The organism is Halalkalibacillus sediminis, assembly GCF_002844535.1.
Classification (GTDB): domain Bacteria; phylum Bacillota; class Bacilli; order Bacillales; family Alkalibacillaceae; genus Halalkalibacillus_A; species Halalkalibacillus_A sediminis.
On record NZ_PJNH01000001.1, the window covers coordinates 412,103 to 430,663 of the forward strand.

The 18,561-nt window shown below is 38.7% G+C and carries 21 protein-coding genes; 20 read left to right on the forward strand and 1 reads right to left on the reverse strand.

Features of this window, described 5'->3' with window-relative positions; all coding sequences use genetic code 11:
* The first annotated feature begins 71 nt into the window (after positions 1-71).
* From sdaAB to rnc, 9 genes are all read left to right on the forward strand, one after another.
* Positions 72-734, forward strand: a complete 663-nt coding sequence (gene sdaAB / locus CEY16_RS02165) for an L-serine ammonia-lyase, iron-sulfur-dependent subunit beta (RefSeq protein ID WP_101330326.1) — start codon at positions 72-74, stop codon at positions 732-734.
* Between the two features lie 27 nt (positions 735-761).
* The gene (gene sdaAA, locus CEY16_RS02170) at positions 762-1,646 is read left to right on the forward strand and encodes an L-serine ammonia-lyase, iron-sulfur-dependent, subunit alpha (protein WP_101330327.1); all 885 of its coding nucleotides are present in this window, start codon (positions 762-764) and stop codon (positions 1,644-1,646) included.
* A 4-nt stretch (positions 1,647-1,650) separates the two neighbouring features.
* Entirely contained in the window at positions 1,651-3,684 is a 2,034-nt protein-coding gene (gene recG, locus CEY16_RS02175; protein ID WP_101330328.1) for an ATP-dependent DNA helicase RecG, read from the forward strand.
* 69 nt (positions 3,685-3,753) lie between these two features.
* The gene (gene fapR, locus CEY16_RS02180; protein ID WP_101330329.1) at positions 3,754-4,317 is read left to right on the forward strand and encodes a transcription factor FapR; all 564 of its coding nucleotides are present in this window, start codon (positions 3,754-3,756) and stop codon (positions 4,315-4,317) included.
* A 13-nt stretch (positions 4,318-4,330) separates the two neighbouring features.
* Positions 4,331-5,332, forward strand: coding sequence for a phosphate acyltransferase PlsX (plsX, locus tag CEY16_RS02185; RefSeq protein ID WP_101330330.1), 1,002 nt, complete (start codon positions 4,331-4,333; stop codon positions 5,330-5,332).
* Position 5,333: 1 nt separating this feature from the next.
* Positions 5,334-6,278: an ACP S-malonyltransferase gene (gene fabD, locus CEY16_RS02190; RefSeq protein WP_101330331.1), complete on the forward strand. Its 945-nt coding sequence runs from the start codon at positions 5,334-5,336 to the stop codon at positions 6,276-6,278.
* Entirely contained in the window at positions 6,278-7,018 is a 741-nt protein-coding gene (fabG, locus tag CEY16_RS02195) for a 3-oxoacyl-[acyl-carrier-protein] reductase (RefSeq protein WP_101330332.1), read from the forward strand. Before fabD ends, fabG begins: the two co-directional genes overlap by 1 nt.
* A 78-nt stretch (positions 7,019-7,096) precedes the next feature.
* Complete coding sequence (gene acpP, locus CEY16_RS02200; RefSeq protein WP_101330333.1) at positions 7,097-7,330, forward strand: acyl carrier protein; 234 nt, start codon at positions 7,097-7,099, stop codon at positions 7,328-7,330.
* 74 nt (positions 7,331-7,404) lie between these two features.
* Positions 7,405-8,085 (forward strand): ribonuclease III, encoded by a 681-nt coding sequence (gene rnc / locus CEY16_RS02205; protein WP_101331115.1) that lies wholly within the window; start codon positions 7,405-7,407, stop codon positions 8,083-8,085.
* 19 nt (positions 8,086-8,104) lie between these two features.
* Here the strand turns inward: rnc and CEY16_RS02210 are convergent, their stop codons facing one another.
* The gene (locus CEY16_RS02210; protein ID WP_238378737.1) at positions 8,105-8,332 is read right to left on the reverse strand and encodes a DUF1128 domain-containing protein; all 228 of its coding nucleotides are present in this window, start codon (positions 8,330-8,332) and stop codon (positions 8,105-8,107) included.
* A 111-nt stretch (positions 8,333-8,443) separates the two neighbouring features.
* Here CEY16_RS02210 and smc point away from each other — a divergent pair, with 111 nt between their 5' ends.
* The 11 genes from smc (at position 8,444) to CEY16_RS02265 (ending at position 18,534) form a co-directional block, all read left to right on the forward strand.
* A complete protein-coding gene (gene smc, locus CEY16_RS02215) occupies positions 8,444-12,013 on the forward strand; it encodes a chromosome segregation protein SMC (protein WP_101330334.1) in 3,570 nt (1,189 codons plus the stop codon).
* A 14-nt stretch (positions 12,014-12,027) separates the two neighbouring features.
* On the forward strand, positions 12,028-13,032 hold the full coding sequence (gene ftsY, locus CEY16_RS02220) for a signal recognition particle-docking protein FtsY (RefSeq protein ID WP_101330335.1): 1,005 nt from the start codon (positions 12,028-12,030) through the stop codon (positions 13,030-13,032).
* Positions 13,033-13,066: 34 nt separating this feature from the next.
* Positions 13,067-13,393 (forward strand): putative DNA-binding protein, encoded by a 327-nt coding sequence (locus CEY16_RS02225; protein WP_101330336.1) that lies wholly within the window; start codon positions 13,067-13,069, stop codon positions 13,391-13,393.
* Positions 13,394-13,406: 13 nt separating this feature from the next.
* Entirely contained in the window at positions 13,407-14,747 is a 1,341-nt protein-coding gene (ffh, locus tag CEY16_RS02230) for a signal recognition particle protein (RefSeq protein ID WP_101330337.1), read from the forward strand.
* Positions 14,748-14,825: 78 nt separating this feature from the next.
* The gene (rpsP, locus tag CEY16_RS02235) at positions 14,826-15,098 is read left to right on the forward strand and encodes a 30S ribosomal protein S16 (RefSeq protein ID WP_101330338.1); all 273 of its coding nucleotides are present in this window, start codon (positions 14,826-14,828) and stop codon (positions 15,096-15,098) included.
* Between the two features lie 15 nt (positions 15,099-15,113).
* Positions 15,114-15,341: a KH domain-containing protein gene (locus CEY16_RS02240; RefSeq protein WP_101330339.1), complete on the forward strand. Its 228-nt coding sequence runs from the start codon at positions 15,114-15,116 to the stop codon at positions 15,339-15,341.
* Positions 15,342-15,496: 155 nt separating this feature from the next.
* Positions 15,497-15,886, forward strand: a complete 390-nt coding sequence (locus CEY16_RS02245) for a YlqD family protein (protein ID WP_101330340.1) — start codon at positions 15,497-15,499, stop codon at positions 15,884-15,886.
* Between the two features lie 4 nt (positions 15,887-15,890).
* The gene (gene rimM / locus CEY16_RS02250) at positions 15,891-16,412 is read left to right on the forward strand and encodes a ribosome maturation factor RimM (RefSeq protein WP_101330341.1); all 522 of its coding nucleotides are present in this window, start codon (positions 15,891-15,893) and stop codon (positions 16,410-16,412) included.
* Positions 16,409-17,158, forward strand: a complete 750-nt coding sequence (gene trmD / locus CEY16_RS02255; RefSeq protein WP_101330342.1) for a tRNA (guanosine(37)-N1)-methyltransferase TrmD — start codon at positions 16,409-16,411, stop codon at positions 17,156-17,158. The genes rimM and trmD overlap by 4 nt, the downstream gene beginning before the upstream one ends.
* 103 nt (positions 17,159-17,261) lie before the next feature.
* On the forward strand, positions 17,262-17,606 hold the full coding sequence (gene rplS / locus CEY16_RS02260; RefSeq protein WP_101330343.1) for a 50S ribosomal protein L19: 345 nt from the start codon (positions 17,262-17,264) through the stop codon (positions 17,604-17,606).
* Positions 17,607-18,174: 568 nt separating this feature from the next.
* Positions 18,175-18,534 carry a YciI family protein gene (locus CEY16_RS02265; RefSeq protein WP_101330344.1) on the forward strand — a complete coding sequence of 120 codons (360 nt, stop codon included), beginning with the start codon at positions 18,175-18,177 and terminating at the stop codon, positions 18,532-18,534.
* Positions 18,535-18,561 lie beyond the last annotated feature (27 nt).

Here is an 18,561-nt window from a genome sequence, read left to right on the forward strand (position 1 = left end):
AATGAAATAGAATTTGGAATTTCCGCCATTTCCCTATAAAATAGAAGTAGAATGATAAGGGTGGTGTCTTAATGAAATTTAGATCGGTGTTCGATATTATCGGACCTGTAATGATAGGACCTTCCAGCTCCCATACAGCAGGGGCTGCAAGAATAGGTTTAATGGCACGTCAGCTATACGGCCGTCAGCCAAAGTGGGCGAAGATTCATCTGTATGGATCCTTTGCCAAAACGTATAAAGGTCATGGAACAGATGTAGCTTTAATTGGTGGACTGTTGAGTTATGATACAGATGATGAACGAATCAAGGACGCATACAAATATGCTGAAGAAGTGGGCATGAATGTGGAATTTGTAGAGGAGGAGGGCTCTGCTGAGCATCCAAACACTGCACGTATTCGTTTAGGCGATGATGATGGTGAGTTTGAGCTCGTTGGTATTTCGATAGGTGGAGGTAAGGCTGAAATCACGGAACTCAATGGTTTCGAGTTGCGTCTTACTGGACAATCACCTGCGATTTTAATTATGCATGATGATCGTTATGGGGCTATTGCATCCGTTTCGAAAGTACTTGCAGAGTATGAGATAAATATAGGTCACATGGAAGTTTCTCGAAAAGAGTTAGGAAGCGACGCGATGATGATTATTGAGACAGACGGACGTCTTCCAGCAGGGGTAATGGAAGAGTTGAAAACCTGTGATCACATCAAACAAGTTGTTACGATTTCTGACTAGATTTTGATATAGAGGGGAGTGATTCGATTGTTCAAAAGTATTAGTGAACTGATTCAAATCACGGAAGATAAAAATATACCTATTTCAGAAGTAATGATTCAACAGGAGGTCGAGGAGACTGGAAAACCTCGAGAAGAGATTGTTGCTGAAATGGGACGAAATTTAGATGTTATGGAAAAAGCCGTTGAAGACGGAATGAACGGTGTGAAATCACGTTCAGGTTTAACCGGGGGAGATGCTGTACTCATAAAAAAATATATGGAGGAGCAAGAATCTTTATCCGGAAATCTTTTGCTAGACGTTGTTAGTAAAGCGGTTGCAACAAATGAAGTGAATGCTGCGATGGGTACCATTTGTGCAACACCTACTGCAGGAAGTGCGGGCTGTGTACCAGGTGTGTTATTCGGCCTGAAGCCTCGTTTGAAACCTACTCGTGATCAAATGATCAGGTTCTTATTCACTTCTGGAGCGTTCGGACAAGTGATCGCTAATAATGCATCCATTTCTGGTGCAGCTGGAGGATGTCAAGCTGAAGTAGGCTCAGCAGCTGGTATGGCAAGTGCTGCAGCAGTAGAAATGGCTGGTGGATCACCGCAACAGTCTGCGGAAGCTATGGCTATTACCTTGAAAAATATGCTTGGTCTCGTATGTGACCCAGTAGCCGGTTTAGTAGAGGTCCCCTGTGTAAAACGAAATGCTATGGGCTCATCCCAGGCAATTGTATCAGCTGATTTAGCGCTTGCGGGTGTGACTAGTAGGATCCCGACTGATGAAGTGATAGGTGCCATGTTCAAGATTGGACAAAGTATGTCTCCAGCACTTAAAGAAACTGGAGAGGGCGGTTTAGCAGCAACACCTACTGGTAAGGCTCTTGCCGCTAAAATCTTCGGACCTGCAATGGGGAAAGAGTGATCTCATGTTGAATGATCCAGTCACAGTCATACCAAGCGTCGGAGAAAAAACTGCAGAACAACTTGAGATGATGGACATAAGGAAAGTGGAAGACTTACTCTTCCACTTTCCTTTTCGTTATGATTTCCATGAAATTAAACCTTTAAAAGAAATCGCTCACGAAGAAATAGCGACAATTGAAGGAACTGTTGTATCAGAGCCGCAGCTTTCTTTTTTCGGAAGGAAAAAATCGCGACTCACATGCACCATTCAGGTTGGAGTGGTTGCGATCAAGGCTGTCTTTTTCAACCAGGCTTTTCTGAAGGACAAACTTGTTCGCGGAGAAGAAGTGATGTTGACAGGAAAATGGGACATGCATCGCTTGCAATTGACCGTACATAAATTTCATACTCAAACATTTGAAGAAGAGTCTATTCAACCAATATATCGATCGAAAGGTAACCTTACTTCTAATGGCTTAAAAAAACTGAATGCTTATGCAGTAAAAGCTAGCGTAGATGAAATCGAAGAGATTTTACCAGATAAATATTTGAAGGATTATAAACTCCCGTCCAGAAGTGAAGCTATCAAAGAGTTACATCAACCTACTTCGAAACAAACATTAAAACACGCAAGAAGACGGTTCATCTTTGAGGAATTGTTTATTTTTCAATTAAAAATGCAGTGGATTCGAATGAAAAATAAACATCAGACAGAAGGGTTCAGCAAGTCTTTTAATGATGATCAACTAGGTCAATTCGTTAAAGAGCTCCCTTTCGAACTGACAAAAGGTCAAAAAAGTTCGTTGAAGGATATAATGAACGATCTGAAAAGTTCTCATCGAATGAACCGACTTCTCCAAGGAGATGTTGGGTCAGGTAAGACCGTTGTTGCAGCGATTGCATTACTCGCTAATAACTTGGCAGGAAATCAGGGAGCACTTATGGTACCTACTGAAATACTAGCTGAGCAACATGAACATTCCTTAAGTGAATTGTTCGGAGACCGTCTAACCGTCGTATCTTTGACTGGCTCCATTAAAGGGAAACGACGAAGAGAGATTTTAGAACGTTTAGGTAATGGTGAAATTGATATTGTGGTAGGTACGCATGCCTTGATTCAAGATGACACGATCTTTAATCAATTGGGATTAGTCATCGTTGATGAACAGCACCGTTTCGGGGTACAGCAGAGAAAAACCTTGAGAGATAAAGGCTTGAACCCTGATGTACTGTTTATGACAGCCACACCAATACCTCGGACTCTTTCTATTACATCATTCGGGGATATGGATGTATCGATCATTGATGAAATGCCACAAGGGCGTCTACCAGTCGAAACGTATTGGGCTAAGGAAAACATGATTGAAAGAGTATATGATTTTTTAATGAAAGAAATCAATAAAGGTCACCAAGCCTATGTCATTTGCCCGCTTATAGAAGAATCTGACCAGTTAGACATACAAAATGCTGTTGATGTATTTGAGCAATTGAATTCCGTCATGCCACCCCAAGTTAAAACTGCATTGATGCACGGCCGTTTACCTGCACAAGAGAAAGAGGACATTATGCGTGACTTCGCTGAGAACAATGTTCAGCTGTTAGTGTCGACCACTGTAATTGAAGTTGGTGTGAACGTACCTAATGCAACTATTATGGTCATTTATGATGCAGAAAGATTCGGGTTGGCACAATTGCATCAGCTTAGAGGAAGAGTGGGGCGAGGTAGCGAACAAAGCTATTGTATTTTGTTGGCTGATCCTAAAACTGAAAATGGTAAAGAACGTATGAGGGTAATGACTGAAACGACAAACGGATTCGAGCTTTCTGAACACGATTTGCAAATTCGGGGGCCAGGAGACTTTTTTGGAAAAAAACAAAGTGGTTTACCTGAGTTCAAGGTGGCAGATATTGTGGAGGATTACCGGGCTTTAGAAGTAGCAAGAAAAGATGCAATTGAAGTTATGCGCCATGATCGTTTAACAAATGACGAAGATTACAAGAAGTTGAAACAGTTGATTGAGGCTGATCCAATGATTCAAGAGAGAATTTTCGATTAATGATTGCATCCATCGGGAACCTATTATATATTACTATTAGGACCTAGTCTTAAATCGGACGGTGGAAAAATGAAATTAAAGAAGAAGCAACGACAAGAACAGTTGACTGAAATGATAGAAAATACACCATTCATTACTGATGAAGAATTAGCTAAGACATTTGATGTAAGTATCCAAACGATTCGCTTGGATCGTCTGGAGCTTTCCATTCCAGAATTAAGGCAACGTATTAAAGGTGTCGCAGAGAAGCAGTGGAACGAAACGGTTAAAGCACTTCCTGTTGATGAGATCATAGGAGATGTAGTCAATTTGGAGTTGGACGAATTAGCGATATCGATCTTAGATGTAACTGCCGACCAAGCATTTTCAAGAAACCAAATAGCACGAGGGCACCATTTATTTGCCCAAGCTAACTCACTGGCAGTTGCGGTAATCAACGATGAATTAGCCTTAACGGCTAGTGCTGACATCCAGTTTACACGTCCTGTAAAAGTTGGTGAACGGGTCATCGCAAAAGCTACAGTAGTGGGACAGGATGAGAAAGAGCGAACAATCGTTGAGGTCAAGAGCTTTGTAAATAACGAAACTGTTTTTATTGGTACGTTCAACATGTACCGTTCAACAGATGGTTAAAGGGGAATTTTTGATGAAAATAGCAATTGACGCAATGGGTGGAGATCATGCACCTGAATCAGTGGTGAAAGGTTCTTTGCTTGCACTGGAAGCTTTTGAAGACCTATCTATTACTCTTTATGGAGATGAAAATAAGATTAAGCAATATCTTGAAGGGTCTGATAAGCGATTAACGATCCACCATACGACGGAAAAAATCGAAAATGATGATGAACCCGTACGAGTGGTCCGAAAGAAGAAGCAAGCTTCCATGGTTTTAATGGCTGAGGCTGTTAAAAATGGAGAAGCGGATGCTTGTATTTCTGCGGGTAATACAGGTGCCTTAATGAGTGCTGGTTTATTCAAAGTCGGCCGTATCAAAGGTATTGACCGACCGGCCTTAAGCCCGACGTTACCTACCATTGATGGTAAAGGTTTTTTATTACTTGATGTAGGAGCAAACGTGGAAGCCAAGCCTAATCATCTTTTACAGTATGCTATTATGGGATCGATTTATGTTGAACGAGTAAGAGGTATTAAGAACCCTACGGTAGGTTTATTAAATGTTGGTACGGAAGATGGAAAAGGTAATGAGTTAGTGAAAGAAGCTTTTCAACTCATGAAAAAAGGACCTATTAACTTCATAGGTAATGTTGAAGCAAGAGATTTACTGAATGGTGCGGCAGATGTGGTCGTTACCGATGGGTTCTCTGGAAACATTACGTTGAAGTCAATCGAAGGCACTGCTTTATCTATGTTTTCTATGATGAAAGAAGTCTTCATGAAAAATACCAAAACAAAAATTGCTGCTGCTATGGTAAAGAATGATTTGAAAGGGTTGAAGGACCAGCTTGATTATTCGGAATATGGTGGAGCGGGGCTATTCGGTTTAGCAAAGCCAGTTATAAAAGCTCACGGTTCTTCTAATGATCGAGCAGTACTCAACGCCATAAAACAAACATATGATTTAGTAGAACAAGACGTAGTTACACTTATTGCAGAACAAGTAGAATCAATGCGCGAGGAGGCGAATTAGAATGGCGAAAATAGCTTTCCTCTTTCCTGGACAAGGTTCCCAAGAAGTAGGAATGGGACAATCTTTTTATGATCAATTTGATGAAGTGAAAGAGAAGTTCAAAGCGGCTGATGAAATTCTAGATGATAACCTTAGCAAACTGCTATTGGAAGGACCAGGAGATGAACTAACCAAAACAGAGAATGCTCAACCGGCCTTGCTGTTATTAAGTTCAGCAATCAATGACCTGATTATGAAAGAAGGCATCCAACCAGACGTAGTGGCTGGTCACAGTTTAGGTGAATATAGTGCGTTATACGCAGCTGGAGCACTTTCTTTTGAAGATGCTATTACAACTGTAAGAAAACGAGGATTATTGATGGAAGAAGCTGTCCCGACTGGACAAGGTACGATGGCTGCTGTGCTTGGTGCAGATGAAGAGCTTATTGTTGAGATCACTGAAAAAATTACAGCTGAAGGTGACGTAGTGAACGTCGCAAACTTCAACTGCCCTGGTCAAATCGTTATATCAGGATCTGTAAAAGGTGTTGAACTAGCATCTGAACAGCTGAAGGAAGCTGGAGCAAAACGAGTCCTCCCGTTGAATGTAAGTGGACCATTCCATTCTGATCTGATGAAACCGGCGAGTGAGGATTTTAAGGAAGCTCTGGATAAGATCAACATCCATTCGACTGAAGTGCCTGTATACGCTAATGTTCATGCAAAACCAATCACTGAAGCTTCTGAAATTGAAACTTGTTTAGTAGATCAATTGTACTCTCCTGTACAATTTACAAATACGATCCAACAAATGCTTGAAGACGGTGTAGATACATTTGTTGAGATAGGAAACGGAAAAGTCCTATCAGGATTAGTCAAAAAGATCCACCGACGCGCGAAAGTATTTAATATTCAAGATGTTGAATCTTACGAAAAATTCATTCAATGGGCAAAGGAGGAGTCGTAATGTTACAAGGAAAAACAGCACTCGTTACTGGAGCATCAAGAGGGATCGGAAGAGCAATTGCACTTGAACTCGCACAGAATGGTGCTAATGTTGTTGTGAACTATGCTGGTAGTAAAGATAAGGCAGAAAAAGTTGTAGAAGAGATTGAATCTCTAGGGTCTAAAGCGATTGCAGTTCAAACAAATGTCGCTTCCAGTGAAGAGGTAAAAGAATTAGTTAAACAAACGATTGATGAATTCGGTTCCCTGGACATACTAGTTAATAATGCGGGTATTACTAGAGACAATCTACTAATGCGAATGAAAGAAGAAGAATTCGATGAAGTGATTGATACAAACTTAAAAGGTGTATTCAACTGTACGAAGGCAGTTACCCGTCAAATGATGAAACAGCGTTCTGGTAAAATAATAAACGTAGCATCTGTGGTAGGTGTGATTGGTAACCCTGGACAAGTCAATTACGTTGCGGCTAAATCAGGAGTAATTGGAATGACGAAATCAGTTGCAAAAGAATTAGCTACACGGAATGTGAACGTTAATGCGGTTGCCCCTGGTTATGTTACAACAGATATGACTGATGATTTATCTCAGGAAGCTAAAGACCAGATGTATAGCATGATACCTCTCAACCGACTAGGTGAGCCTGAAGATATAGCGAAAGTGGTAAGGTTCCTAGCTTCTTCAGATGCTGATTATGTGACTGGTCAAACGATTCATGTAGACGGCGGAATGGTGATGTAGAAAAGAATATTCAATCGTTAGCTTGAGTAATTTATGCTAAACTTGAAAACGATAAGCTTTGAAAGGAGGTGAACGGAGATGGCAGATGTGTTTGATCGTGTTAAAAAGATTATTGTAGAACGTCTAGACGTTGACGAAGCTAAAGTAACTAATGATGCTTCATTTAAAGATGATTTAGATGCAGACTCATTAGATGTAGTAGAACTTGTTATGGAACTTGAAGATGAGTTCGATATGGAAATTTCTGATGAAGACGCAGAGAAAATTGAAACAGTGGGTGATGCTGTTAATTACATAGACAGCAGCCAGTAATACTGTTCAACAGAGGATGACTAGCAAAATGTTAGTCATCCTCACTTATGTATGAAGAAAGTACGGTGATAGAAATGGACTTCAAACAATTTCAAAAGGATCATGAACTGCATTTTAATGACGAGAAGTTACTAAAGCAGGCTTTTATGCATACATCTTATGTGAATGAGCATCGAGGTGAAAACCTTGAAGATAATGAACGATTAGAATTTCTGGGTGATGCCGTGCTTGAGCTAGGCGTCTCTCAATATCTCTTTCGTAATTATCAGGAAATGAGTGAAGGTGAGCTCACTAAGCTAAGAGCAAATATAGTTTGTGAACCATCACTTGAGAATTTTGCTAGAAAAAACAATCTCGGTAAGTATGTGCTTCTAGGAAAAGGTGAAGAAGCTTCTGGAGGTAGGAAAAGACCTGCATTACTAGCAGATGCATTTGAAGCTTTAATTGGTGCTATCTACTTGGACCAAGGTTTCGACCAAGCTCTTCAATTTTTAGATAGAGTTGTTTTCCCTGAGATTGAACCTGGTGCTTTTTCGCATGCGATGGATTATAAAACTCAATTACAAGAAATTGTACAACAGCAAGGCGGTAAGGTAACTTACCGGATCTTAGAAGAAATTGGACCTGCTCACAACAGAGATTTTTTGGCGGGAGTCTTCATTAACGAAGAAAAGCATGGTGAAGGACAAGGAAGAACTAAGAAAGAGGCCGAGCAAAGAGCTGCCAATCAAGCAATGAATCAATTAAAAAATTAAAGCTGACAATATGTCAGCTTTAATTTTTTCTATACTTTTTCAACTCAACAAGTATTGCATTAATCTCAGGAACACTGATTTGATCTTTCGATTTGACCATATCATAAAGATCTTTGATATCTTGGTAATCTTCCAAAGAGAAATTGTCTGGATCCATAATCGATGGATTAAGTACTTGAAGATCTTTAGACAGCTCATTGATTATATAACTCAAGTTTTCTTCTGTCGGTTCATTTAAGTTCAACATTATTCACTCCCATATCCTCTTTTAGTCATCTTCTTTAACCACTCTTTTTATGATAAAATAAAAAGGTTAAAATGTTAAGTAGATGTAAGAAATATAAGTAGGTGCATACATATGTTTTTGAAAAAATTAGACTCTGTTGGATTCAAATCATTCGCTGAACGTATATCAGTGGATTTTGTTCCAGGGGTTACAGCCGTAGTCGGCCCTAACGGAAGTGGAAAGTCTAATATAACAGATGCTATAAGGTGGGTGCTGGGGGAACAATCAGCAAAATCTTTAAGAGGGTCAAAAATGCAAGATATCATTTTTGCAGGAAGTGACTCTAGAAAAGCTCTGAATGTAGCTGAAGTTACATTAGTTTTAGATAATAAAGATCAACAATTACCGATAGATTATGAAGAAGTAGCTGTGACAAGACGAGTATACAGGTCTGGTGACAGCGAGTATCTACTTAATAAACAACCATGTAGATTAAAAGACATTGTCGATTTATTCATGGATTCCGGATTAGGAAAAGAAGCCTTTTCGATTATTAGTCAAGGTAAAGTTGAAGAAATTTTGAGCTCCAAGTCAGAAGAACGAAGAAGTATTTTCGAAGAAGCTGCTGGGGTTCTTAAATATAAGCAAAGAAAAATAAAAGCTGTTAAGAAATTGACTGAAACAGAAGAAAATCTAAATCGTGTGGAAGATATCATCCACGAAATAGATGGGCAATTAGAGCCTTTGAAAGAACAAGCAGCAATCGCTAAAGATTATCTTGAGAAAAAGGAAGAACTAGAGCGATTCGAAGTTTCGTTGATCGTTTCAGAAATTGAACAGATTCATAATGAATGGCAGGAAGTATTAAGTTCTATTGAACGATTGAAAGAAGAATTGGTTGAACAAAAGTCGTTTATCGAAAAAGATGAACATCAAGTAGAAAAATACGGGCATTCCATCTCTGAGTTAGATGAAAAAATTGAAAGCTGGCAAGAAGAGAAATTGTCCTTGACTCAATTAATCGAGCAAGTGGAAGGAAAGAAAAATGTCCTAACCGAACGCTTGAAACATTTCGATGAAAGTAAAAGTAAACTGGATGAAGATATACTCTCCAAACAAGACCATATTGAACAACTGACATTCGATTTCGACGATTTGACGAAAAGGCTTCAAATCCTTGAATCCTCTCGTGCTGAAACCAAGCAATCTATAAAAGAACTGGAATCGGAAATAGAAGATTCAGGTTCAAGTGTCGAGGAGAGAATCGAATCACTTAAAGCTGAATACATTGAAATTTTAAATGAACAAGCAGCCAATAAAAATGAAAAAGCATCTGTTCAAAGACAGATTGAACAGGCTGAACATAGAAAAGAACGTTTAGATGAGCGTTTTAAACAAATGCTTTCTGAAAGAGATGAAATCGAATCGGATAGGGAAAGCCGTGAAGAAAACAGGCGTTCAGCTAAAGCTGAGATTAAATCAAAACAAGAGCAAGTTGCTGCCAAGAAGAGTGAGATTGAAGATATCCAACCTACTATAAATGAAGATGAGGAAAAACTTCAAAAAGGTTATCGCATGATTGAGCAACTTCGCTCGAAAAAAGAAATGCTGGAAGATATGAAGCATTCATACAGTGGTTTCTTTTATGGGGTTAAATCTTTACTCCAAGCTCAAGAAAACAACAAAGTGAGAGGCTTACACGGTGCTGTAGCTCAATTAATCAATGTGCCGAATGATTACGTGTCGGCCATTGAAACTGCACTTGGGGGTCAAGCACAACATTTAGTAGTAGACACTGATGAAGATGCGCGTAATGCGATCCAATATCTTAAGAAATCGAATAGCGGTCGTGCGACCCTTTTACCAATGAAAACAATTCGAGGGCGTTCAGTGGACCAGAATAGTCTGAATTCTATTAAAGGGCAGAATGGTTTTGTAGGTGTGGCTTCTGATCTTGTCGAATTCGACGGGAAATACGAGTCGATCGTCAAGAGCCTCTTGGGTCACATTTTAATTGCAGAGTCTTTAAAAGATGCTAACCAACTGGCGAAATTATGCAATCACCGTTATCGTATCGTTACACTTGACGGTGACGTCGTAAACCCCGGCGGATCTATGTCCGGAGGGGCGAAGAAAAATACGAATCAGGCTTCTTTATTCACTAGAGACCAGGAACTAGAAGAGATTAAAGAGAAATTGGATGATTACGAAAACAAATCTGAATCTTTTGCGAGCCAGCTACAAAAGAAAAAAGAGAACCTGGCTGAACGAAGAGATGAACTTGAAAATTTAGAAGCAGAGCTTTCAACACTAACTGAGGAACATCATGAAAGTGACAACAAGTATCAAGCATTAGAAATGAAATTAAGTTCATTGAATGATCAACTGAGTGTGTATGATCAGGAGAACAGTCAATATGAGAAAGAAATTGAAGATTTAAATACTCAGTTAACTAATTTAACCGAAAAACTAGTGGAACAAGATACAGAAGCGGATGAGTTGAAGAAAAACATCGATGATTTGTCCAATAACCAGTCCACATTCAAAGAAGCTCAAGAAGAGTATAGAGAAAAAATCAATCACTTGCAGATTCGTCTTGCTGAACAAGATAGTGATATTAGAAACCAGAAAGAAAATGTCAGACAAGCTGAAGAGGAACTTTCTGAACAGAAACAACAGAAGGATAACCTTGAGCAAGAGCTGAAAGCTTTAGAAGAATCACATGAAAACTCCCAGACGATTGAACAATTAGGGGACCAATTGAAAGAAGCTCGAACTCGTTTGGTAAACGTGAATGATCAATTGGAACAATCTAGAAATGAACGAAGAGAAATCCAACAGGCACGTGAAGACTTAGAACGCGAGTTGAAAGAAAACAACCGTTCATATGATAAAAAGAATAGTGAATTACAACAACTTGAGGTCAAGGCAAATAGACAAGATGTCGAACTTGATAACCGCTTGAACCGTTTGAGTGAAGAATATGAAACAACTTTTGAGAAGGCAAAAGCGGAGTTTGGCGTGCCAGATGATTTACAAGCTACGAAAGAAAAAGTCAAACTTATTAAACGTTCCATTGACGAACTTGGAACAGTAAATTTAGGTTCGATAGAAGAATATGAAAGAATCCAGGAACGCTATGACTTTTTAACAGGTCAACAAAATGATTTACTAGAAGCAAAGGCGACCTTGAACGAAATAATTGATGAAATGGACGGTGAAATGGTTCGTAAGTTCAGCCACACGTTTGAACAAATTCAACAGCAATTTAGCCAAGTGTTCGTTGAATTATTCGGGGGCGGAAGTGCAGAATTGAAACTGACCGATCCCGATAACTTATTAGAAACAGGCGTAGATATCGTAGCTCAACCACCAGGTAAAAAACTTCAACATCTGAGCTTATTGTCTGGTGGGGAACGGGCATTAACTGCTATAGCGTTACTATTTGCGATTTTGAGAGTTCGTCCAGTTCCTTTCTGTGTATTGGATGAAGTCGAAGCTGCTTTAGATGAAGCGAACGTTGTACGTTTCGCCCAATATTTAAAAGAGTTTTCACAGCAGACCCAATTTATTGTCATTACGCATAGAAAAGGTACAATGGAGCTTGCGGATGTATTGTACGGAGTTACCATGCAAGAGTCTGGTGTTTCGAAATTAGTCTCTGTAAAATTGGAAGAGACTGAAGAGATGATTTATTCATAGAGAGGAAGGCAAGTATGAGTTTCTTTAAAAAATTAAAAGATAAAATCAATACTCAAACAGAGCAAGTATCAGATAAATTCAAGGATGGTATGGAAAAGACAAGAAGTTCTTTTACATCTAAGGTCAATGATTTAGTTGCAAAGTACCGTAAAGTGGATGAAGAATTCTTTGAAGAGCTTGAGGAAATACTGATTTCTGCGGATGTAGGAGTAGAGACAGTAATGGAGCTGATTGAAGAGTTAGAAATGGAAGTCAAACGACGTAATATCCAGGATTCAGAGCAAGTGAAGGAAGTCATTTCCGAAAAGCTTGTAGAGATCTATTATGGAGATGACGACGAATCAATCGAAAAACTGCAATTGAACGAAGATGGTTTATCCGTCATTTTGGTTGTAGGCGTTAATGGAGTCGGAAAAACAACCTCTATTGGTAAGTTAGCTAACCAATTAAAGCAAGAAGGAAAATCTGTTCTTCTAGCAGCAGGAGATACATTCCGAGCTGGCGCAATTGATCAATTGCAAGTGTGGGGAGAGCGTGCAGGTGTTGATGTCATCAAACATAGCGAGGGGAGCGATCCAGCCGCAGTAATATATGATGGAATACAAGCTGCCAAATCAAGAGGAGTAGATGTATTATTGTGTGATACAGCTGGACGCCTGCAAAATAAAGTTAACTTGATGAACGAGTTAGCGAAAGTGAAAAAAGTGATTTCTCGTGAAGTTGAAGGTGCTCCTCATGAAACTTTATTAGTATTGGATGGTACGACAGGTCAGAATGCATTGAGCCAAGCCAAAACATTTAAAGAGGCAACAGATGTATCTGGAATCGTGTTGACTAAACTAGATGGAACAGCAAGAGGTGGAATTGTTCTTGCGATAAGAAACGAGATGGGTATCCCCGTCAAATATGTCGGTTTAGGCGAGCAAGTGACTGACCTTCAACCATTTGATGCTCACCAATTTGTCTATGGACTATTTGGGGATATCATCGATCAGCAGAGCTCAAATCAAGAAGATTAATCACAGCATCGATTTGAAGTAGGGAGTGCTTGGATTGCTTGAAAAAACAACTCGAATGAACTACTTGTTCGATTTTTATCAGTCTTTGTTAACAGATAAACAAAGGAATTATATGGAACTCTATTACTTAGAAGATTATTCCTTAGGTGAAATATCTGAAACCTATGATATTAGTCGACAAGCAGTTTATGATAATATTAAACGTACAGAGGCTATGCTTGAAGAGTACGAAGTCAAACTTGGCCTGTATAAAAGGTTTGAAAAAAGAACCAAACTTGTTAAGCAACTTAGAGAAGCTATTGATCAACAAGATCAATCAACAATCAATCAGTTGATCAATCAACTAGAAAACCTAGATTAGGAGGACGGTTAACATGGCGTTTGAAGGATTAGCCGACCGTTTGCAAGGCACGATAAAGAAGATAACGGGAAAAGGTAAGGTTTCTGAAGCGGATGTCAAAGAAATGACACGCGAAGTCCGTCTTGCACTTTTAGAAGCGGACGTTAACTTTAAAGTTGTAAAAGACTTAGTTAAACGAATAAAAGAACGAGCTGTAGGTCAGGAAGTAATGGAAAGCCTGACACCAGGTCAACAAGTAATCAAAGTCGTAAAAGAAGAACTAGCAGAGTTGATGGGCGGCGAACAAAGTAAGATTGCCGTTGCAAATAAACCACCGACTGTCATCATGATGGTTGGTTTACAGGGTGCTGGTAAAACAACCACCACTGGTAAGCTAGCTAATCATTTGAGAAAGCAGCACAACCGAAATCCTATGCTTGTGGCAGCCGACGTCTATCGTCCAGCAGCCATCAACCAATTAGAAACATTAGGTACTCAATTAGATATGCCTGTTTTCTCTTTAGGTACAGAGGCTAACCCAGTGGACATTGCTAATCAAGCAATTGAAAAAGCAAAAGCTGAACATCATGACTATGTCATTATTGATACAGCAGGTCGCCTTCATATAGATGAAGATCTTATGGATGAACTACAACAGGTAAAACAAAATGTAAATCCTGATGAGATCTTTTTAGTTGTCGATTCAATGACCGGTCAAGATGCTGTTAATGTGGCTGAGAGCTTTGATGAGCAATTAGACGTTTCAGGTGTTGTACTTACAAAATTAGATGGTGATACACGAGGTGGTGCTGCGCTTTCAATCAAGGCAGTCACAGGTAAGCCGATCAAATTTGCAGGTATGGGCGAAAAACTAGATCAATTAGAGCCTTTCCACCCAGATCGTATGGCTTCAAGAATTCTAGGCATGGGGGACGTATTGAGCCTGATTGAGAAGGCAGAAACTCAAGTCGATGAAACGAAAGCCAAAGAAATGGAACAAAAGATGCGTTCGATGTCTTTCACTTTTGAAGACTTCCTCGAGCAAATGGACCAAGTAAAAAATATGGGTCCACTAGATGAATTGATTAATATGATGCCTGGAGCGAATAAGATGAAAGGCATGAAAAACCTTCAAGTTGACGATAAACAAATCGGTCATATTGAAGCGATCATTCAATCGATGACGAAGAAGGAACGAACAGAGCCTAGTGTAATCAATGCGAGTCGCAAGAAGCGTATCGCAAAGGGTTCAGGGACGTCTGTTTCGCAGGTCAACCGCTTATTGAAACAGTTTGATGAGATGAAAAAAATGATGAAACAAATGACCAACGGGAAAAAAGGGAAAAAGGGCGGAATGAATTTTCCGTTTATGTAATGTAAAAACACTTTACACACTATAATTTCTCTGATACAATCTTTACTTGTGAGAGCAATAATAATGGAGGTGTCATATATGGCAGTAAAAATTCGTCTAAAAAGAATGGGTTCTAAGAAAAACCCTTTTTATCGTGTAGTCGTTGCTGATTCTCGTTCACCACGTGATGGACGTATCATCGAACAGATTGGCACGTATAACCCTGTATCAGAAAATCCAGAGGTTTCAATTAATGAAGATAAAGCATTAGACTGGATGACTAAAGGTGCAAAACCAAGCGATACAGTGCGTAACTTATTCTCAAATGAAGGCATCATGACGAAGTTCCACGAATCTAAATCCAAAAAATAAGGGTTTGTGATAAAAATGAAAACCTTGATTGAGACAATCGTTCAACCATTAGTCGATCATCCTGAAGAAGTTCAAATTTCAGTTGAAGAAACGGATGAAAAAATTCGTTATCATTTAACTGTTCACGAGAGCGACGTCGGGAAAGTGATCGGTAAGAATGGACGTATTGCAAAGGCAATCCGAACAGTTGTTTATGCTGCAGGTGCCGATGTAGAGAAAAAAATCTATGTAGATATCATGTAAAAAGCGATAGCTTTTTGAGACTGTTTAAATGCCAACTTATAATAGATGAGCGTTTTTTCAGTCTTTTTTTATTTTATACAATGATATTCCGTATATTTTGTCTAACTCTAGCAGCAATTAATATGCTAGAGTTTTTCTAAAAGGGTGAATTCGGTATGAAAATCTTGCGTAAAACCAAAATAAAACAAGTGATTACTGAAAATAGTAAGTCACATATTATTTCTAAGTTTAACAAGAGAATCGATCGTTTAACGAACGAAATTGATCAATTGCAATTCGAAAAGAAAAAAATGATCTATCAAAAACGCTCTGATGCCCAAAGAATTGAACAACGTTTTGCAGAGGAAGAAAAGAAGAGACAACAACGTATTGACTGGGCCCGGAAACAAATTGAACAAATAGAAACGCTCCCACTTGGCAGTGAAGTTGTTGAAGGGGAAGTGGAAGAAGTTATAGAATTAGAAGTTGGCGATCGCTGGGATGATGCAATGGGTGAACGCTCTATTCTCATCAAAGATGGCGAAATCATAAAAATTGATAGGTGATCTCATGGAACATCGGTATTTTAATGTTGGAAAAATCGTTAACACGCACGGTGTAAAAGGGGAAGTTCGAGTTATTCCAATCACAGATTTTGAGGAAAGATTTGAACCTGGTCATAGACTTTATTTTTTTCCTGAGAAGAACACGGATCATATTGAGTTGACTGTGAAAACTCACCGTAAACATAAACAATTCGATTTGCTTTCTTTTGATGAACTCGAATCGATCAATGATGTAGAACCTTTAAAGGGTGGTACATTAAAAGTATCTGAAAATGATTTGCATGAATTGGAAGAAGAAGAGTTTTATTATTATGAAATCATCGGTTGTGAAGTGGTCTTGATGGATGGGACGCTAGTTGGTGAAGTGAAAGAAATTCTCTCACCTGGTGCGAACGACGTATGGGTTGTAAAGCGTAAAGGAATGAAGGATGCACTTATCCCATATATTGAACCTATTGTTAAAGAAATCGATTTGGAAAAAGGACAGATTAGAATTGAGGATATGGAAGGAATGTTGGATGGATGAAGATAGATTATTTGACTCTATTTCCTGAAATGTTTTCAGGCGTTCTCCAGTCTTCAATTTTGAAGCGTGCCCATGATCTTGGAGCCTTCAGCTATCAGTTGATTGACTTTAGGGATTTCACGACTAATAAACATAATAAAGTTGATGATTACCCTTACGGTGGTGGAGCTGGAATGGTACTACAACCACAACCTATTTTTGATGCAGTAGAAAGCATTACAACAGAAGGAAATAACCCTAGGGTGATCTTGATGTGCCCTCAAGGAGAAACTTTAACTCAACAGAAAGCTGAAGAGCTGGCTGAGGAAGACCACTTAATCATAATTTGTGGCCATTATGAAGGATATGATGAGCGAATTCGAACTGAGTTAATCACAGATGAAATTTCGATAGGTGATTATGTCTTAACTGGTGGGGAACTTGGCGCCATGGTTGTAACTGATAGTGTTGTGAGATTGTTACCAGGTGTTTTAGGAAATGAGAAATCTGCAGTAGAAGATTCTTTTTCTACACACTTATTGGAACACCCTCATTACACTAGACCAAGTGATTTCAGAGGACATAAAGTACCAGACGTCTTACTATCTGGTAACCATCAGAAAATTGATGAATGGAGAACCTACGAATCACTGAAACGTACCTATGAAAGAAGACCAGAACTAATAAACGAAGAGAAACTCTCAGTAAAAGAAAAAGAACTTTTTCAACAAGTAAAAAATGAAATCAACCTTGCAAGTGAAGATTGATTATGATATATTATTCTAGTGCTTAAGTGTTCACTTAAGCTTATAACGATGTTCCGCTACTACTTAGTTTAGTAAGAGCATTAGTTTGGAAGGAGTGAACGAGATGCAAAACATTTTAGATCAAGTCGTACAAGATCAATTACGTACAGACCTACCGGAATTCCGCGCAGGTGACACAGTCAAAGTACACGTGAAAGTTGTGGAAGGTGACCGTGAACGTATCCAGGTTTTCCAAGGTGTCGTAATTAAGCGTAGCGGTGGTGGAATTCGCGAAACATTTACGGTACGTAAAGTATCTTATGGTGTTGGCGTTGAACGTACGTTCCCAGTACATTCTCCACGCGTTGATAAGATCGAGAAAACTCGTCGCGGTAAAGTACGTCAAGCACGTCTTTATTACCTACGTAACCTACGTGGTAAAGCTGCACGAATCAAAGAAATTCGATAATTTCTCTAAAACAGCGTAATAACAACGTTTACTAGACATTAAAGGGTGGTTTCTCCTACAGGAGGGACCGCTCTTTTTTACGTTTTGTCTCCTTAAAAAGTGACGTCGATATTTTTGAAAATAGTGCGTCCTAATAGTGCGTCTTAATTTTAAAGGAGGTTTTACAGTTGGGATAAACGAATCAGCAAACGTTACAAGTATTACAATTGAGGAGGAAGTGAAAAAGAATCTACGTAGCTAGTCTCAAAAGTTTAGCTAAAAGGTTGAAAAGTAGTGAGGAAAAAAACTAAGTAATGGGGTAGGACGAGCTTAAAGACTATAGTTATATTTACATTTTTTCCTTTATGTTAAACTAAAAACATTATATAGATTGTGAAATTTTGTACTTAAACAAATGGGCAAGTTAGTTTAGGATATTAAGCTAACGGGGGCAAGAGTTTAATAAGACGATCAACAATTTGTTTTATTTTGTTTAATGAATTATTGGAATATTATATTAACATTAGTTTTGAAGATTTTGAGCTACTCAAGAAGAAGCTTTACATATTTAATAAAAGGAGTAATGTCTATGAGATACCTAATATTATTAACTCCATCAATAAATTGGAAAGATAATGTAGTATTACATAATCAACCGTTTATGCCTGAGCATGCTTTGTACGTTCAAACTGAATATAATAAAGGGAATATAGTTTTAACTGGACCATTTGGAGGTTCAACTGGAGGAGCAATAGTTATTGATGCAGCAAAGGAAGAAGATGTTATTAAATTTGCTGAGAATGACCCTACTGTTAAAAATGGTATCTTCAGTTATGAAATTAAACAATGGGATTATAAAATGAGCAAAATTGAAAATGAAAATCCGGATTTTGGCCATGGATATATTGATTACAAACATAAAATCCAAAAAGAATTAGGGATTATTTAGGATGTTTTAGTTCAATTAATTGGGACG

Bases quoted from the DNA above. Each gene is read 5' to 3' on its own strand.
- sdaAB (WP_101330326.1), top strand. From the start codon at position 72: ATGAAATTTAGATCGGTGTTCGATATTATCGGACCTGTAATGATAGGA.
- recG (WP_101330328.1), top strand. From the start codon at position 1,651: ATGTTGAATGATCCAGTCACAGTCATACCAAGCGTCGGAGAAAAAACT.
- fapR (WP_101330329.1), top strand. From the start codon at position 3,754: ATGAAATTAAAGAAGAAGCAACGACAAGAACAGTTGACTGAAATGATA.
- plsX (WP_101330330.1), top strand. From the start codon at position 4,331: ATGAAAATAGCAATTGACGCAATGGGTGGAGATCATGCACCTGAATCA.
- fabD (WP_101330331.1), top strand. From the start codon at position 5,334: ATGGCGAAAATAGCTTTCCTCTTTCCTGGACAAGGTTCCCAAGAAGTA.
- fabG (WP_101330332.1), top strand. From the start codon at position 6,278: ATGTTACAAGGAAAAACAGCACTCGTTACTGGAGCATCAAGAGGGATC.
- acpP (WP_101330333.1), top strand. From the start codon at position 7,097: ATGGCAGATGTGTTTGATCGTGTTAAAAAGATTATTGTAGAACGTCTA.
- rnc (WP_101331115.1), top strand. From the start codon at position 7,405: ATGGACTTCAAACAATTTCAAAAGGATCATGAACTGCATTTTAATGAC.
- CEY16_RS02210 (WP_238378737.1), bottom strand. From the start codon at position 8,332: ATGTTGAACTTAAATGAACCGACAGAAGAAAACTTGAGTTATATAATC.
- smc (WP_101330334.1), top strand. From the start codon at position 8,444: ATGTTTTTGAAAAAATTAGACTCTGTTGGATTCAAATCATTCGCTGAA.
- ftsY (WP_101330335.1), top strand. From the start codon at position 12,028: ATGAGTTTCTTTAAAAAATTAAAAGATAAAATCAATACTCAAACAGAG.
- ffh (WP_101330337.1), top strand. From the start codon at position 13,407: ATGGCGTTTGAAGGATTAGCCGACCGTTTGCAAGGCACGATAAAGAAG.
- rpsP (WP_101330338.1), top strand. From the start codon at position 14,826: ATGGCAGTAAAAATTCGTCTAAAAAGAATGGGTTCTAAGAAAAACCCT.
- CEY16_RS02240 (WP_101330339.1), top strand. From the start codon at position 15,114: ATGAAAACCTTGATTGAGACAATCGTTCAACCATTAGTCGATCATCCT.
- CEY16_RS02245 (WP_101330340.1), top strand. From the start codon at position 15,497: ATGAAAATCTTGCGTAAAACCAAAATAAAACAAGTGATTACTGAAAAT.
- rimM (WP_101330341.1), top strand. From the start codon at position 15,891: ATGGAACATCGGTATTTTAATGTTGGAAAAATCGTTAACACGCACGGT.
- trmD (WP_101330342.1), top strand. From the start codon at position 16,409: ATGAAGATAGATTATTTGACTCTATTTCCTGAAATGTTTTCAGGCGTT.
- rplS (WP_101330343.1), top strand. From the start codon at position 17,262: ATGCAAAACATTTTAGATCAAGTCGTACAAGATCAATTACGTACAGAC.
- CEY16_RS02265 (WP_101330344.1), top strand. From the start codon at position 18,175: ATGAGATACCTAATATTATTAACTCCATCAATAAATTGGAAAGATAAT.